Raw genomic sequence first — 16,481 nt, forward strand, 5'->3', positions numbered from 1 at the left:
ATTCATATATCAATCATGTGGCACTTCGCATCATTTTGAGAATAAGAGGGAAAAAGATCCCCTAAATACAGCTTAAGGTTAATGCCTGATTACCGATAATGTATGCCTTATGCTCGGAAACAAATCTACTTAACAACAAGTAGTCCTATAATCGACAATGATTCATTTTTTCATCAATCGGGATGACCGAAGAATTTGTATCCTCAGTGGATTAGCATTGATGGCACTCATCTTCTCAGCAGGAATCTCTGTCTACAGCGTCATGCAGCCGCAAATTGAAGAAATGACCACCTCAGGTCTCAAAGTAGCACTAGAAAACAAAGTCAAGTTAATCGAAAATCAGATTGCACATTCCGTCGCGAATACAAAAGCATTATCTACACGCATCTTTCTGACTCAAAGTTTAGAAAAGATTTATTCAGATGAATCCAATGATGAAGGCATCACCGGACTCATCAAGTCTGTAGATAAAATACTGACTACACATTTCATGGGTATAAAAATCCATGACGTTGAAGAAAACCTGATACTCAGTTCAGGCATCAATTCCACTAGCCCGGATCTTGCCGTTGAATTGGATACAGACCCGGATATCCATACTGTTTTATTGTGGGATGGACAATTTATTGTCCGTAACTCGATACAGCTCCTAGATGAGAAAAATAATCCCATTGCCCGCATCACAACTGAAGAGGCTATGTTTGATCTTACGAGGATATTTAAAGAAGCTATCCTCATTGGCAAAACCGGTGACTTCCTGCTTTGTGCACCTGTAAAAGACAATGATCTTGAGATGGATTGCTTCTTGCGCGGGTTTAACGGGAATCAATTTAAACGCATGCAACGAATCATGCATAACAAACCTTTACCGATACATTTTGCTTTAGCAGGGCAGAGCGGTATTAAATTTACTCAAGATTATCGGCAGACAGATGTTGTTGCAGCCCATTCACCCGTTGCCTACGGCTTAGGCGCCGTGCTCAAGATCGATGAAAAAGAACTGTATAGCCATCTGACCCAGCAGACAAAAACTATAGCTTTATACCTAGGTTTTCTTGTTTTAATCGGCATGGCAATTGTATATTGGCTGACCGTTCCGCTCATTCAAAAATCAATTAAATCCAGAAATACATCACTCAAAGCACATAAGGAATTAATAGAGGCTAAAAACGAAGCTGAAGAAATTTCTTCCGAACTGACTGCCTATCTTGACGCTATTGGTAAGCTTGCTCTAATTTCTATCACAGATGATCAAGGAAGTATTATACAAGTCAACGAGAAATTCTGTGAAATCAGTGGCTATTCTCAAAAAGAACTCATCGGACAGGATCATCGCATACTGAACTCACGTACACATCCTAAGTCATTCTTCATGGAAATGTGGGAAACGATTACAAAAGGTCAAACCTGGCATCAGGAAATCTGTAATCGCAATAAATCTGGCGGACTCTATTGGGTTGATTCGACCATCGTCCCATTAGTGAACACAAGTGGAAAAATAGATCATTACCTTTCTGTACGGGTAGATATTACCGCTCGCAAACAAAAAGATCTTGACTTGAGCGAGCGGTTGAAGGAAAGCAATTGTTTACATACAGTACGAAACTATCTGGAACAGGATTTAAGTGTAGAAAAAACATGCCAGAGCATATTAAATTGTTTAACACTGGCTTTACAATTTCCTGAGATGGCTGTTGCCATGATTAAACTTGCAGATAAAAAATTTACCACAGCACCCTATCAAGACAATCTTCTGAATACGATAAGCGCAAAAATCATAGCCAATGGAGAGATATGTGGATTGCTACAAGTATCCTATATCCAGGATCTCCCATTTGCCCTGCCTTATGAGCAGAATCTTATTGCTACCGTTGCGCATGATCTAAGCCGCTGGTACGAACGTACGGAAGCAGAAAAACGCATCATCGAGATGGCAACACATGATGCATTAACAGGTCTACCCAATCGGCATTTGCTACAAGACCGTATCGAGCAGGCGCTTGTCCATGATACGCGCAGCCAAAAACAAATGGCGGTGCTGTTTATCGACTTGGATCATTTCAAAACCATCAATGATTCACTCGGTCATGATATTGGTGATCTTTTATTAAAGGCGGTTGCAGAAAGATTGTTGATTTGTGTCCGCAACGAAGATACGGTTGCCCGTCAGGGCGGTGATGAGTTTATTGTCGTATTAAATTCCATTACGGAATCACTGGATGCTGCAAAAGTAGCACAGAAGATATTGGATTCACTGCTTCGGCCTTATTATATCCATAAAAATGAACTACATATCGGTGGCAGCATCGGTATCGCAGTTTTTCCGAATGATGGGGCCAATGCAGAAACATTGCTAAAGAATAGTGATGTCGCAATGTATCACGCAAAGGAAAACGGACGGAATAATTACCAATTCTTTACCGATGAGCTCAATAAATCAGCGCATGAAAGACATACGCTCGGGCTTGATTTACGCTATGCGCTGGAACGTAATGAACTGGTATTATATTACCAACCTGTCATGGATATGCCCAATCACCAGTTGTACAGTGTAGAAGCGCTGCTCCGTTGGCGGCACCCAGAACACAAATTGATCGCTCCAGATAAATTTATCAACTTGGCAGAAGAAACTGGTTTAATTATCCCAATTGGTGAATGGGTTCTGAAAACAGTCTGTGCACAGATTAAATCCTGGCAAGAGCAGGGTTATATCGTACCAAAGGTTGCCATTAACCTGTCAGCAAGGCAATTCCGTGACAAAGAGCTAATAAATAATATATCACGCATCCTCAGCGAAACAGGTGTAGAAGCTAAGTATATCGCCCTGGAAATAACAGAAAGTATGCTGATCGACAATATTGAGAGAGTGGTAGAAACACTTAACTGTCTCAATGCAATGGGCATACAGATTTCAATTGATGATTTCGGGACTGGTTACTCAAGCCTGAGTTATTTGAAGCGTTTCCCGATTCATACACTCAAAATAGATCGTTCATTCGTTCGCGATATCGTAACCGATAAAAATGACCGCACCATTGTTGCGACTATCATAGCAATGGCGCACAGCCTGGAAATGGATGTCATTGCCGAAGGAATAGAAACAGAAGAGCAATTGAATCTATTGATGGCACAAAAATGCAACCACTATCAAGGCTATTATTTTAGCAAACCAGTGCCTGTTTCTGAAATTGAACGTGCCCTACTAAAACCTATACCACCAACAAGCAAAATACGCGTTATCCACTCAGCAAAATAATCTGCTCTTGAAATTCCGGTCCTCTCCCCCACGTAGGCAACAATAACCTACTATGGGAGCATTTCATGCGTTTTGACAAACTAACCACTAAATTCCAGCAAGCCTTTGCTGATGCACAGAGTATTGCTGTCGGTCAGGATAATCCAACTATTGAACCACAGCATCTGCTATTAGCATTATTGCAACAAGAAGATGGCAGTACACTTTCCTTGCTTCAGCGCTCCGGAGTCAATACCACCCCACTGCTGGAGAATATAAAGCAAAGCGTTCATCGTTTACCAAAAGTAGAAAATTCAGGTGGCGAGGTTGCTATTTCCCGTACGCTGAATAACCTGCTTAATTTGGCAGACAAAGAAGCGCAAAAACGCAATGACCAGTTTATTGCCTCAGAAATGTTTCTTCTGGCAATCTTGCAGGATAAAGGTGAAATCGCTGCATTGCTTAAGCAACATGGTACCAATTACACAGCACTAGAAAAAGCCATTAATGCAATACGAGGTGGCGAGCAGGTCAGTAGTGCAGAAGCCGAAGGTAGTCGAGAAGCTTTAAAAAAATATACACTGGATCTCACGGAACGTGCACGTCAGGGTAAGCTGGATCCGGTCATCGGACGTGACGATGAAATTCGTCGTGCGATACAGGTTCTACAACGTCGCACAAAAAACAATCCCGTGCTGATTGGTGAACCGGGTGTGGGTAAAACCGCAATTGTTGAAGGCTTAGCCCAGCGCATTATCAATGGGGAAGTACCTGAAAGCCTGAAAGACAAACGAGTTCTCTCGCTGGATATGGCTGCACTGCTGGCGGGTGCAAAATACCGTGGCGAATTTGAGGAACGCCTCAAGTCGGTGCTAAAAGAACTTGCGCAAGACGAAGGTAAAACCATTGTATTTATTGATGAGCTGCATACCATGGTTGGAGCAGGCAAAGCAGAAGGCGCAATGGATGCAGGCAATATGTTAAAACCCGCATTGGCACGCGGAGAATTGCACTGTGTCGGCGCGACCACATTGGATGAATACCGAAAATATATTGAAAAAGATGCTGCGTTGGAACGACGCTTTCAGAAAGTATTGGTGGAAGAACCCACCGTAGAAGCTACGATCGCGATACTCCGCGGTTTGCAGGAAAAATACGAGGTGCATCATGGTGTGGATATCACAGACCCTGCTATTGTCGCTGCCGCTGAATTATCCAATCGCTACATTACCGATCGTTTTCTGCCCGACAAGGCAATTGACTTGATTGATGAAGCCGCGGCACGTATTCGCATGGAAATTGATTCCAAGCCAGAAGCGCTAGATAAGCTGGATCGGCGTCTGATCCAACTCAAAATTGAGCGCGAAGCAATCAAAAGGGAAAAGGATGAAGCATCGCAAAAACGCCTGCAATTACTTGAGGAAGAAATAAAACAAAAAGAACGGGAATATGCTGACTTAGACGAAATCTGGAAAACCGAAAAATTCCATGTACAAGGCTCCCAACAGATTAAGGAGGAAATGGAAAAAATCAAGCTAGAAATAGAAGCGGCTACCCGTAAAGGCGATTGGCAAAAAGTCTCGGAATTGCAATACGGTCGTCTCCCGCAACTGGAAGCGCAATTACAATCCCAGCTCAATGATCAGAAGCAACAAACCGGAGACACCGAACCGGGCGTGACAATCACGCCCAAACTATTACGCACGCAAGTCGGCGCAGAAGAAATTGCAGAAGTAGTATCGCGGGCTACCGGCATCCCTGTGTCTAAAATGATGCAAGGTGAACGTGAAAAACTGCTGCTGATGGAACAAAAACTACATGATCGCGTGGTTGGTCAGGATGAAGCCGTGCGCTTAGTATCTGATGCGATCCGCCGTTCGCGTGCCGGGCTGGCTGATCCCAACCGGCCTTACGGATCTTTCCTGTTCCTGGGACCAACCGGTGTAGGGAAAACTGAACTATGTAAAGCTCTGGCCGGATTTCTGTTTGATTCAGAAGACCATCTAATCCGCATCGATATGTCCGAATTTATGGAGAAACATTCGGTAGCCCGCCTGATTGGAGCACCGCCGGGTTACGTCGGTTATGAAGAAGGCGGTTACTTAACTGAGATTGTACGCAGAAAGCCCTATTCCGTCATTTTGCTGGATGAAGTGGAAAAAGCGCATCCGGATGTATTCAATGTATTGCTACAAGTTCTGGATGACGGTCGTATGACGGATGGTCAAGGACGCACCGTTGATTTTAAGAATACGGTTATCGTCATGACATCCAACCTGGGTTCACAAATGATTCAGGAAATGTCCGGAAGTGAATATCAAGCGATCAAACAAGCCGTTATGGGCGAAGTTAAAATCCATTTCCGTCCGGAATTTATTAATCGCATTGATGAAGTTGTGGTATTCCATGCGTTGGATGAAAAACATATTAAATCGATAGCTAGAATACAATTACATTATCTGGAAACAAGATTGGCTAAATTGGAAATGAAACTTCAAGTAAGCGAAGCAGCACTCGCAGCACTTTCTCAAGCTGGTTTTGATCCAGTGTATGGCGCTCGCCCTCTAAAACGCGCCATCCAAGCGCAAATTGAGAATCCGTTGGCCAAAGAGATTCTGGAAGGCAAATTTGTTGCAAAAGATACCATTAAAGTTGATTACAGTGATGACAAGATCAATTTCTCTAAATTAAATGTGGATATATCGATAGACTAAAGCGTAGCATCTAAGTCAGCAGCAAGAATAAAATATGCCGGAATACATGGTGAATATGCTTAAACAATATGAGATTCGGGTAAAATGTATTATTTTTACTGGATAGATTGATATGTTTAAAGGTAGCTTGGTTGCTATCGTCACTCCGATGGATGAAGAGGGTGGATTAGATTTAGAGCGTTTCCGCTCTCTTCTTGATTTCCATATAGACCAGGGTACCGATGGCGTTGTAGTAGTTGGCACGACAGGTGAATCGCCAACTGTAGATTTTGATGAGCACCATCTATTGATGCGCGCGGCAGTTGATCATGTTGCTGGACGCATCCCGGTGATTGCAGGCACTGGCGCTAATTCAACACGTGAAGCCATCGACTTGTCGATTTATGCAAAAGATTCAGGCGTAGATGCCTGCCTCTCGGTTGCTCCTTATTACAACAAACCTACTCAGGAAGGGTTATATCAGCACTTTAAGGCGATCGCAGAAGCAGTAGAAATCCCCCATATCCTCTATAACGTTCCCGGCAGAACGGTTGCAGATATCCATAACAATACCGCACTACGCTTGGCACAGATTCCCAATATTGTGGGTATTAAAGATGCGACGGGAGATATTGGGCGAGGTTCTGACTTATTGTCACGCGCACCATCTGGATTTTCCATCTATAGCGGTGATGACGTCAGTGCATTAGCATTGCTGCTGTTAGGTTGTCATGGTGTCATTTCAGTCACGGCAAATGTAGCACCCAAAATGATGCATGAAATGTGTATTGCTGCATTCTCTGGCAATCTAAATACTGCGCGAGTGCTGAATCAAAAGCTCCTGCGTTTACATATCGATCTGTTTGTAGAAGCGAATCCAATACCTGTGAAATGGGCTGTTGCACAAATGGGTTTAATCGGCTCTGGAATCCGCCTGCCGCTTACACCCTTATCCGCTCAGTATCACCAGCTTATTCGAGAAGCCATGCAATCAGCCAATATCCATGATTTGAAGGAATAAGATGTCAAAAATGAAATGGCGAAAAGTAACCATACCGTCTCTGGTATTGGCGCTTTCATTGACAAATACAGGTTGCAACCTGTTTCCAGAAACCAAAACCATCGATTATAAGTCAGCAGGAAAATTACCTGCTTTAGACATACCGCCCGATCTCATCAAACCCGCTATTGATGAACGTTATTCAATCCCTGAACTCAGTTCATCAGGTAGTGCAACATTTTCCACCTATAGTAGCGAACGTGGTGGACAACAAACGGCTGCTGGCACATCCTCTTTTTTACCATCATCGATTCAGAATGTGCATATTGAGCGAGCTGGAACGCAACGCTGGCTGGTTGTACCGCAATCTCCTGAAACCGTATGGCCGATAGTAAAAGAATTCTGGCAGGAACTGGGTTTCTTGATCAAAATAGAAGTTCCGGAAGCAGGAATTATGGAAACTGATTGGGCAGAAAATCGCGCCAAGATTCCACAAGACTTTGTGCGCACTTTCCTCTCCACCTTCCTGGATAGTATTTATTCAACCGCCGAGCGTGATAAATTCCGCACCCGTTTGGAACGCAATGAGATAGGCAGTACCGAAATATATATCAGTCATCGTGGCATGAATGAGGTCCTGGAAGGAGGCAGCCTCAACCGGACAATCTGGCAACCACGCGCAGCAGATCCTGACCTGGAAGCTGAGATGCTATCTCGTTTGATGATGCGCTTTGGCGTAGAAGAAGAGAAAGCCAAGCTGGAGTTAACTACCGGCAAGAGTACTGCTCAAGAACGCGCTCACATTGACTCGGAAACAGGGAGCACTCTCGTCATTACTGAAGCATTCGATAGATCATGGCGACGTGTTGGTTTGGCACTTGACCGTATCGGCTTTACTGTTGAGGATCGCAATCGCGTAGAGGGTATTTATTTTGTGCGCTATCTTAGTCCCGATAAGGACAGCAAGAAAAAAGGCGATGACGAGGGTATTCTGTCAGGAATTATGTTCTGGCGTAGCGGGAATAAGGATGATGAAAAAGCTGCAAAATACCGTATACAAATTCATAGCACTGGAACCAATACCAGCAAAGTTACTCTGTTAAATGATGACGAAACAGCAGTGAATTCCGCCACTACGAGCCGCATTCTGAAGCTTTTACATGAGCAGCTTAAATAACAAAAGTGTAAGTGCTGACATGAGCGCGTTGAAGAGTTAGTTTTATATTTTGGAAAAATCCTAAAGTAATAAGGGAAACTCTCAGAAAGAATGAAAAAGAACAAATATCCAAAAAATAAATCTTACAAATAAAAAACCGCCTCTTCGGGCGGTTTTTTTCTCAGGCAAAAAGAAATTATTTTTTGCTGTCTGGCTCTCCGCCTTTCATAACCTTTTCATAGTTCGCTTTTTCAGTTTCAGGCAATGCTTGACTAGGTTTTCCACCGCATGCAGATAACGTTAAAGCCAGCAAGAGTGAAGCCAGAAGAGTATATTTCATCATGTATTTTCCTTATAAAAAGTTCTTAAAAGTAAGTTCAGCAGTATATAACGAATTAAACTAATCATTCAAGCAAGTTCTAGCTAGAAATTTAACGAGTTTATATCTGCTTTTTGGATTATTTAATCATTAATGGAATAAGAAAAACTCTACATATCCCATATAATTTCATAGTTTCTACAAATTCATTTTTCATACCTACACTGCGTATAATTTCATAAACTGGAATTATACGCAGTGGTCGCAATCAAATGAAAAATCTTTTTTGATTGACTAAAATAATAAATAATCCAGCTTAATTTATTATTTTATCAATCGACAAGCCAATAATCTTCTTTTAAAAAAGCTAATGGTCCTATAAAAGACTATTTTGTATTATCAGCAGGTTCTGAATCCCTGGGTGCATAAGCTGATGGAGGTGGTTTATCCATAGGATAGCCATCAAGACTTTTTTTGCCTTCACAAGCAGTTAACGTTAATACTGCAAATGCCGCGGCAAAGAGTGAAAATTTAATCATTTAATCTCCCATATTCTTTCTATTTAGTTTAAATGCAATAGCATAATTGCAGTCGTTCAATTATACAATTTTGTATCCAGTATTTAAACTACCACAAAACTTAAAAGACTTTATTCCGAGCATCTTCATTCGCTGATACCATGTGAAAAACATTCATCAAAATGATAGATAGCTCATTATAAACATCATATTAATTTCATTAGATAACTTCATAAAAAAGAAACCGCCCTTTACAGAGCGGTTTCTTTTTTTATGAAGTTAGAAAAATTCTTAATATTTAAGAATCGACCGATACCTCATTACTTCGGTGCGCTTTCACGATCATCCATGAAGCTTGGAGGATATTGACCTGGCTTTGGCTCACCGCATCCGACTAGAAATGAAGCTAAAAGAACAGCAATTAATAGAGAGTATTTCATATTCTAAATCTCCTATATTCAAAAATAAATTTGACGAAAATTAAGTTATGTAAAACAGCTCATCGGCCATTCAAATCAGAAAGACCACAACCTTAATACCAGAATAAAATAATACTGTCCAGAGAAATTCAAGAAAATTTATAAGATATCGGACTATTGAAGGCTTTATACTCCCTGATTTTTACTTACGATATAACCACTAACATACCATTGATAAAGGATATTCGCCGTCTCTTCGTCAATATGAGGAGATGGGAAAAATTCCTGGCTGTCAGCAAGCTCAAGCAACGTTTTGAATGCATTGCTACTCACTCTATAGACTTCACCATTGATAAAGAACTTATTGTGGCTACTGAATAGCCTGCTTTTTAAGCCAAGCTGAACACCCTTTTTCTTAATCTGTTGCAGAAACAAATGTGGTGTCAGAGGCTTTGTCGGTTGCTCAAAGAAAACATGTGATTTAGGTTCCGAAAGATAGATACCCAGAAAATTTTCGATATCATCGCGATTCCAGTGAATTTTCTTCAATATCGATTTCACCTGGGATTGCATTGCCACACTGATCTTTGATGGATGAGATTGCAATTGCAATCCAGGATCAGAATACCAGCCTTCCGTTTCGACCCTGTCTTGTAGATAAACAAGAAATTGTGTCATCAATTCATCATGACTAGGGGCGCGAAAGCCAATGGAATATGTCATACAATCATCTTCAGCAATCCCGTTATGCGCATATTTAGGCGGCAAGTAAAGCATATCACCCGGTTTAAGCACCCACTCTTGCTCTGGTAGGAAATTTTTCAGTATTCTAAGCGGAGCATCCGCTATGAATCGATCATCCTGCTGCGCAGATATCTGCCAACGTCGAGACCCCATTCCTTGTAATAAAAACACATCATAGGAATCAAAATGTGGTCCGACCCCCCCCCCTTAGGTGCATAGCTCACCATTAGGTCATCCAAGCGGGCATGCGGAATAAAGCGGAATTTCGACAATAAATCACGCGCTGAAGGTAGAAAATGATTCACATCTTGTACTAGCAGTGTCCATTGCTTTTTAGGCAACTTTGCCAAATCATTGCTGCTGAGTGGACCATGTTTAAGATGCCACTTACCATTTCTCTGGATAACAAGGCGGGATTGCGCATCTTCATGACACGCCAGTTCCGTCAGCTCATCGCATGTTAATAATCCACCAAAACCGGGCAATGCATTCCTTACCAGCAGAGGCCGCTGTTGCCAATAATCACGTAAAAAGTCTTTAGGCGTAATTCCTCCCAAAGAAATCATCTTTATTTTATTAATGTTTAATTCCCCACAATTCTTCTAACCGTTTATCCCGTCCGCAGTTTTTTCGATAATATGCATACCGCAGTGGATTCTTAATGTAATAATCCTGATGATATTCTTCTGCGCGGTAAAATTCCGTCGCCGGTAGAATCTCCGTGACAATCGGTTGATTAAATCGCCCGGAAGCTTCCAGTGCCTTCTTTGAGTTTTCTGCCAGCTGTTTTTGATCAGAATCGCGGTAAAAAATTGCACTGCGATACTGTGAACCCGCATCGCAAAACTGTTGGTTAGTTGTCAATGGGTCTATCGTTAGCCAATAGGCAGCTAGTAATTTGGAAAAACTGGTTCTTGTATTATCAAAATGAATTTTCACAGCCTCAACATGCCCGGTTTTGCCAGCAACTACCTGATCATAGGTTGGATTTACCACGGTACCGCCAATATAACCTGATGTAGTCGAAACAACACCTTGGATTTTATCAAAATCAGATTCCGTACACCAAAAACAACCTCCAGCAAAAATTGCTGTCTCTAAATTTTCCTCCGGTATTAGCGAAATCGTTGCCTCTGCTATTGCTTCATCCATCTGTTGGCAAGCATTCAATATCACTACAAACAGCAATAACACAATCATGAAATTCAATTGACGAATCCACTTCCGCATAGACTTAACCTCTGAGCGCCGGTAGTTGATCCGCTTTCAGTACAAACTTTAACGCCAGTCCATTATTGCACCAACGCTCGCCTCTGGGTGGCGGGCCATCTTTAAAAACATGCCCCTGATGCCCCCCGCATCGTGCGCAGTGATACTCGGTTCGCAAAAAAATTAGTTGAAAGTCGCGCTTAGTGCCAATGTTCCCCGGAATAGGCTGGGTAAAGCTCGGCCATCCGCTCCCACTTTCATATTTATACTGACTTTCAAACAATGGTAAATAACAGGCAGCACAAATAAAAACTCCTTCCCGCTGCTCATAATTTAATTCACTACTACCGGGTTCCTCGGTATGTTCTTCAAATAAAACCCGATAAGCCGCTGCTGACACCAATCCGCGCCATGCTTTATGTGATTTGTTGAGTGGCTCGACCACAGTCTGATTAATACGATTTGCAGCTGCTTGTGTTGATAGTAATAATGAAAAAACAGGCAATACAGTAATTACACTGCATCCTTGGAAAAAGGTGCGTCGTTTCATAAAAAATCCCTCATATAATTCATGCGGCCAGATAACCTCATTTCATAAAAAACTCAAGCAAGCTGATCAAGCAAGTTTTATCCAGCATTTAAGATACTTACCAAAAATTGACATCATTTTGATTAACTCCGCCATGCAGATTTATCTATAAATCCTGTATCATCTCTGTTTTAAGATTATATCTTAGTCCACATGAAAATCACTTTTCTGGAATTTGAGCAAAATATTGCAGAATTTGAATCAAAAATAGAGGAATTACGCTTCGCGCAAGACGACTCCGCACTGGACATCTCGGCTGAAATTGTGCGTTTACAGGCAAAAAGCCAGTCTCTCACGAAAAATGTTTATGCAAAACTGACACCCTGGCAAATCTCACAAGTTGCTCGGCATCCGCAACGCCCCTATACCCTCGACTACATTGAGCATTTATTTGCAGATTTTGAAGAATTACATGGTGATCGGAATTTTTCCGATGACCATGCAATTGTTGGCGGTTTAGCGCGATTTAACGGTCAGACCATTATGGTGATTGGCCACCAGAAAGGGCGCGACACCCGGGAGAAAATTTACCGTAATTTTGGGATGCCCAAACCGGAAGGTTATCGTAAAGCACTGCGCTTGATGCGCCTGGCCGAGAAATTTTCTATTCCGCTCGTTACTTTTATCGATACGCCGGGTGCATACCCCGGCATTGATGCAGAAGAGCGCGGACAGTCGGAAGCTATCGGTAAGAATCTTTATGTTCTGGCGGAATTAAGAATTCCCGTTATCTGCGTGATTATTGGTGAAGGTGGCTCTGGTGGCGCCTTAGCAGTAGCTGTCGGTGATGTCATACATATGTTGCAATATGCTACCTACTCGGTGATATCGCCAGAAGGTTGTGCTTCTATCCTATGGAAAAGTGCGGACAAAGCACCGGAAGCAGCGGAAATCATGGGCATTACTGCTGACCGGTTGAAAACAATGAATTTAATTGACAGTATCATTACTGAACCAATCGGTGGTGCCCATCGTGATTACCCAGCCATCATGCAATCGGTAAAAACTGTTTTACAGGAGTCACTCCGCAAACTTCAGGATCATTCTATCGAAACACTGTTGGAAAAACGTCTAGATCGGCTTATGACATATGGCTCATTTAAGGAAGTCAAAGTCGAGTAGCCTTCTATGTGATACCGAAGAAGTATTACTTGCACATATTAAGCAGGGCAATCACTTAGCCATTGCTTTGAGCGGTGGTATCGATTCCGTTGTATTACTACATGTACTGGTTACGTTATCCAAGCAATTGCAATTCACACTTTCTGCTGTGCATGTTAATCATGGTATCAGCAGCAACGCGACACTCTGGAGCAGGTTTTGCTGCGACCTCTGCCACAGCTACGGCATTTCTAGCTACGTCGCCTATCTACAAATCACAAAAGAAGCCGGCATCAGCCTTGAAGCCATCGCCCGAGAAGAACGTTATCGCATATTCGGTCATATACAAGCAGATTATGTAGTGTTGGCGCAGCATCTGGACGATCAGGCTGAAACATTATTATTACAATTATTTCGTGGTGCAGGCGTTAAAGGATTGAGTGCGATGCCAGTTACGAGAAAACAAGCTTCTGATGCTGCTCCGCAGATACTCCGGCCACTGTTAGACGTTTCTCGTAGTCGAATTGAAGACTACGCACGGCAAAACAAATTAAACTGGATAAACGATGAGAGTAATGACAGCATCACTTTCAATAGAAATTTCCTTCGCCATGAAATTCTGCCCATATTAAGAAAACGATACCCTAATTATCCCAAAACACTGTTACGTACCAGCCGTCACTTATCTGAAGCGTCATTACTGTTGGAAGAATTGGCTGAGATCGATAGTGCGCATTGTCTTGATTCAGGGAAACTACAAGTTGAAAACCTACGCAAACTGAGTTTCTCACGCGCAAAAAATCTTCTACGCTACACTTTGATACAGCACGGTGTAACCCTTCCCAGCACAGCTAAAATAGAAAACATTCTGAATCAACTTTTATCGATAGGCATGGATAATCAATTCCATATCAATTTGGGTGATACTGAAATCCGTTGTTATAAAGGTGCCATTTATATGTTACCCGGGAAAACACCTCCTCAAGAACCCAAGCAATGTGTATGGCATGGAGAAAAGTATTTGCCACTCCAGCATTTTCGCGGAACCATCCGTTTTACTCAAGTTAAGAATCAAGGTATTAGCCAACAAAAAATATTAAATGGACCGGTCACGGTGCGTTCGCGTAGCGGCGGTGAACGTTTTACACCTGCTTGTAATCGTCCTCGAAGAAGCTTAAAAAACCTATTACAAGAAGCAGCTATCCCACCGTGGGAACGTATCGCCATGCCCTTATTGTTTTGTGGTGAGAAACTAATATGGGTGCCGGGAATCGGCATCGACTGTGAATTTCAAGTAAACTCTGATGAAATAGGAATTTTACCCACCTGGGATCCTAAGTAAATAATAAAAATTAAGCTATGCTTGGCATTTATAGAAATATTACCACAATCGATCTATTCTTTAGGAAAACAGCATGATTCTAGTCACAGGGGGTGCAGGATTTATTGGAAGTAATTTTGTTCTGGATTGGTTGGCGCAATCCGATGAAAAAATTGTAAATCTTGATAAATTAACTTACGCTGGTAATTTACAAAATTTGTCCTCCTTATCTAAGGATACGCGGCATATCTTTGTACAAGGAGATATTGGAAATACCCAGCTGGTTTCACAAATCCTGGTTCAGTACCAACCCCGCGCAATTATTAACTTGGCTGCAGAAAGTCATGTCGATCGCTCAATCCACGGCCCAGAAGATTTTATTCAAACCAATATTGTGGGCACATTTCATTTACTGGAAGCAGTACGTGCTTATTGGGATGAGCTTGAATTCATCGCCAAACAAAATTTCCGTTTTCTCCATGTTTCGACCGATGAAGTGTACGGTTCATTGACTCAGAATGAGCCCGCTTTTACCGAAGAACATCGATATGAACCCAACAGTCCCTACTCAGCGAGCAAAGCTTCCAGTGATCACTTAGTTCGCGCCTATCATCACACATACGGCTTACCCATGCTGACCACAAATTGCTCGAATAATTATGGCCCCTTTCAGTTTCCAGAGAAATTAATTCCTTTAATGATTGTTAATGCTCTGGCAGGAAAATCCTTACCGGTATATGGGGATGGTCAGCAAATTCGCGACTGGTTATTTGTCACGGATCATTGCTCCGCAATCCGTCGTGTACTAGAAGCTGGTATCGTAGGAGAAACTTATAATATTGGCGGTTGGAATGAGAAGCCGAATATTGAGATCGTTCAAATAATTTGTACTTTATTAGAAGACTCTTTTCCAGGCTCAGCTTTCCACAAGTTTATTACTTACGTCAAAGATCGACCTGGGCACGATCGCCGTTACGCAATTAATGCAATGAAAATTGAACGTGAGTTAAACTGGAAACCAGCAGAAACTTTTGAGACGGGAATACGTAAAACTATTCAGTGGTATCTGAATAATCAACAGTGGATAGCTGATATTCAAACCGGTGCTTACCGCAAATGGATAGAAAAAAACTATCCCAAGTTACTGTCATGAAAATATTGCTATTCGGTGGAAAAGGTCAAGTAGGATGGGAACTGCAGCGGAGTTTGATTCCATTAGGCGAATTAATCGCATTAAATTCGACAAGTGAAAATTTTTGTGGTGATCTAACTAATCTTGCAGGCATCAAACAGACCGTACGGAAAATTGCACCAGATATCATTGTTAATGCAGCAGCCTATACTGCGGTCGATAAAGCTGAAAAGGAACCAGAACTGGCTCAAATCCTTAACGCAGAGGCACCTAGCGTACTGGCACAAGAAGCCAAGCAACTGAATGCCCGGTTAATTCACTATTCGACGGATTATGTTTTTAACGGCACGGGTGACCAACCATATCTTGAAACAGATCCTACAGATCCGCTTAATGTTTACGGTAAAACTAAGTTGGAAGGTGAAAAAAATATCCTGTCATCTGGTTGTGCACATTTAATATTTCGTACCAGTTGGATTTATGCTACTTATGGAAATAATTTCATTAAAACAATGCTTCGCTTAGCGCAACAGCGAGATAAATTAACTATTGTCAATGATCAAATTGGATCACCTACAGGAGCAGAATTAATTGCTGATGTCACTGCTCACGCAATACTTACATTAAAACACAATCCCGAGATATCCGGTTTATACCACCTAGTTGCAAGAGGATGTACATCTTGGTTAGACTTTGCCAAATTCATTTTAAAGCATGCTGAGCAAGCAAACATTCCACTCAAAGTTCCATCTACTGCACTGCAACCACTAAAAAGTAGTGATTATCCATTGCCTGCAAAACGCCCACTTAACTCTCGGTTAAATACATGCAAGCTAGAAAATACTTTAGATCTAATTCTTCCTGAATGGCAAATTGGGGCGTCGCGTACACTCTCTGAAATATTGGATAAGTGACTTTATGGAACAATAGGAGCAAAATTTCTAGCAATAAACTTGCTCCGCGCGCCCTGCACCTATCCCCGTGGCAAGACCACGGGGAATTGCAAGTTCAAGTACATCACAATCTGGCACTTAACTATTTTTCT

14 protein-coding genes are annotated in these 16,481 nt (G+C 42.0%); 8 read left to right on the forward strand and 6 right to left on the reverse strand.

What is annotated here, in order from left to right; all coding sequences use genetic code 11:
• The first annotated feature begins 220 nt into the window (after positions 1-220).
• The 4 genes from QZ942_RS10710 to bamC all read left to right on the forward strand — a co-directional run bounded on the left by QZ942_RS10710 (position 221) and on the right by bamC (position 8,105).
• Complete coding sequence (locus tag QZ942_RS10710) at positions 221-3,256, forward strand: GGDEF and EAL domain-containing protein (RefSeq protein ID WP_292995419.1); 3,036 nt, start codon at positions 221-223, stop codon at positions 3,254-3,256.
• A 65-nt stretch (positions 3,257-3,321) separates the two neighbouring features.
• Positions 3,322-5,949 (forward strand): ATP-dependent chaperone ClpB, encoded by a 2,628-nt coding sequence (gene clpB, locus QZ942_RS10715; RefSeq protein ID WP_292995420.1) that lies wholly within the window; start codon positions 3,322-3,324, stop codon positions 5,947-5,949.
• Positions 5,950-6,061: 112 nt separating this feature from the next.
• Complete coding sequence (gene dapA / locus QZ942_RS10720) at positions 6,062-6,949, forward strand: 4-hydroxy-tetrahydrodipicolinate synthase (protein WP_292995421.1); 888 nt, start codon at positions 6,062-6,064, stop codon at positions 6,947-6,949.
• Between the two features lies 1 nt (position 6,950).
• A complete protein-coding gene (gene bamC, locus QZ942_RS10725) occupies positions 6,951-8,105 on the forward strand; it encodes an outer membrane protein assembly factor BamC (protein WP_292995423.1) in 1,155 nt (384 codons plus the stop codon).
• 175 nt (positions 8,106-8,280) lie between these two features.
• On the opposite strand, the gene QZ942_RS10730 is transcribed toward bamC, so the two are convergent.
• From QZ942_RS10730 to msrB, 6 genes are all read right to left on the reverse strand, one after another.
• Positions 8,281-8,427 carry a hypothetical protein gene (locus QZ942_RS10730; RefSeq protein ID WP_292995425.1) on the reverse strand — a complete coding sequence of 49 codons (147 nt, stop codon included), beginning with the start codon at positions 8,425-8,427 and terminating at the stop codon, positions 8,281-8,283.
• Between the two features lie 362 nt (positions 8,428-8,789).
• On the reverse strand, positions 8,790-8,942 hold the full coding sequence (locus QZ942_RS10735) for a hypothetical protein (RefSeq protein WP_292995427.1): 153 nt from the start codon (positions 8,940-8,942) through the stop codon (positions 8,790-8,792).
• 584 nt (positions 8,943-9,526) lie between these two features.
• Complete coding sequence (locus QZ942_RS14125) at positions 9,527-10,237, reverse strand: cupin domain-containing protein (protein WP_366836403.1); 711 nt, start codon at positions 10,235-10,237, stop codon at positions 9,527-9,529.
• Complete coding sequence (locus QZ942_RS14130; protein ID WP_366836397.1) at positions 10,186-10,650, reverse strand: hypothetical protein; 465 nt, start codon at positions 10,648-10,650, stop codon at positions 10,186-10,188. The genes QZ942_RS14125 and QZ942_RS14130 overlap by 52 nt, the downstream gene beginning before the upstream one ends.
• Positions 10,651-10,660: 10 nt before the next feature.
• Positions 10,661-11,314: a peptide-methionine (S)-S-oxide reductase MsrA gene (gene msrA, locus QZ942_RS10745; RefSeq protein ID WP_292995429.1), complete on the reverse strand. Its 654-nt coding sequence runs from the start codon at positions 11,312-11,314 to the stop codon at positions 10,661-10,663.
• A gap of 4 nt (positions 11,315-11,318) precedes the next feature.
• Positions 11,319-11,843 (reverse strand): peptide-methionine (R)-S-oxide reductase MsrB, encoded by a 525-nt coding sequence (gene msrB / locus QZ942_RS10750; protein ID WP_292995431.1) that lies wholly within the window; start codon positions 11,841-11,843, stop codon positions 11,319-11,321.
• Between the two features lie 192 nt (positions 11,844-12,035).
• Between msrB and QZ942_RS10755 the strand changes: the two genes are divergently transcribed.
• The 4 genes from QZ942_RS10755 (at position 12,036) to rfbD (ending at position 16,350) form a co-directional block, all read left to right on the forward strand.
• Positions 12,036-13,004, forward strand: coding sequence for an acetyl-CoA carboxylase carboxyltransferase subunit alpha (locus QZ942_RS10755; RefSeq protein WP_292995433.1), 969 nt, complete (start codon positions 12,036-12,038; stop codon positions 13,002-13,004).
• Complete coding sequence (gene tilS, locus QZ942_RS10760; protein ID WP_292995435.1) at positions 12,973-14,325, forward strand: tRNA lysidine(34) synthetase TilS; 1,353 nt, start codon at positions 12,973-12,975, stop codon at positions 14,323-14,325. The genes QZ942_RS10755 and tilS overlap by 32 nt, the downstream gene beginning before the upstream one ends.
• Positions 14,326-14,398: 73 nt before the next feature.
• A complete protein-coding gene (gene rfbB / locus QZ942_RS10765) occupies positions 14,399-15,457 on the forward strand; it encodes a dTDP-glucose 4,6-dehydratase (RefSeq protein WP_292995437.1) in 1,059 nt (352 codons plus the stop codon).
• Positions 15,454-16,350 (forward strand): dTDP-4-dehydrorhamnose reductase, encoded by an 897-nt coding sequence (gene rfbD / locus QZ942_RS10770; protein ID WP_292995464.1) that lies wholly within the window; start codon positions 15,454-15,456, stop codon positions 16,348-16,350. Before rfbB ends, rfbD begins: the two co-directional genes overlap by 4 nt.
• Positions 16,351-16,481 lie beyond the last annotated feature (131 nt).

Source organism: Nitrosomonas sp. (assembly GCF_021731985.1).
GTDB lineage: Bacteria > Pseudomonadota > Gammaproteobacteria > Burkholderiales > Nitrosomonadaceae > Nitrosomonas.

What these genes read in the sequence shown, in the direction of transcription:
- msrB (WP_292995431.1), bottom strand. Translation starts at nt 11,843, where the DNA reads ATGAAACGACGCACCTTTTTCCAAGGATGCAGTGTAATTACTGTATTG.
- bamC (WP_292995423.1), top strand. Translation starts at nt 6,951, where the DNA reads ATGTCAAAAATGAAATGGCGAAAAGTAACCATACCGTCTCTGGTATTG.
- rfbD (WP_292995464.1), top strand. Translation starts at nt 15,454, where the DNA reads ATGAAAATATTGCTATTCGGTGGAAAAGGTCAAGTAGGATGGGAACTG.
- dapA (WP_292995421.1), top strand. Translation starts at nt 6,062, where the DNA reads ATGTTTAAAGGTAGCTTGGTTGCTATCGTCACTCCGATGGATGAAGAG.
- QZ942_RS14125 (WP_366836403.1), bottom strand. Translation starts at nt 10,237, where the DNA reads ATGGGGTCTCGACGTTGGCAGATATCTGCGCAGCAGGATGATCGATTC.
- QZ942_RS14130 (WP_366836397.1), bottom strand. Translation starts at nt 10,650, where the DNA reads ATGATTTCTTTGGGAGGAATTACGCCTAAAGACTTTTTACGTGATTAT.
- rfbB (WP_292995437.1), top strand. Translation starts at nt 14,399, where the DNA reads ATGATTCTAGTCACAGGGGGTGCAGGATTTATTGGAAGTAATTTTGTT.
- QZ942_RS10735 (WP_292995427.1), bottom strand. Translation starts at nt 8,942, where the DNA reads ATGATTAAATTTTCACTCTTTGCCGCGGCATTTGCAGTATTAACGTTA.
- QZ942_RS10710 (WP_292995419.1), top strand. Translation starts at nt 221, where the DNA reads ATGGCACTCATCTTCTCAGCAGGAATCTCTGTCTACAGCGTCATGCAG.
- tilS (WP_292995435.1), top strand. Translation starts at nt 12,973, where the DNA reads ATGGCTCATTTAAGGAAGTCAAAGTCGAGTAGCCTTCTATGTGATACC.
- msrA (WP_292995429.1), bottom strand. Translation starts at nt 11,314, where the DNA reads ATGCGGAAGTGGATTCGTCAATTGAATTTCATGATTGTGTTATTGCTG.
- QZ942_RS10730 (WP_292995425.1), bottom strand. Translation starts at nt 8,427, where the DNA reads ATGATGAAATATACTCTTCTGGCTTCACTCTTGCTGGCTTTAACGTTA.
- QZ942_RS10755 (WP_292995433.1), top strand. Translation starts at nt 12,036, where the DNA reads ATGAAAATCACTTTTCTGGAATTTGAGCAAAATATTGCAGAATTTGAA.
- clpB (WP_292995420.1), top strand. Translation starts at nt 3,322, where the DNA reads ATGCGTTTTGACAAACTAACCACTAAATTCCAGCAAGCCTTTGCTGAT.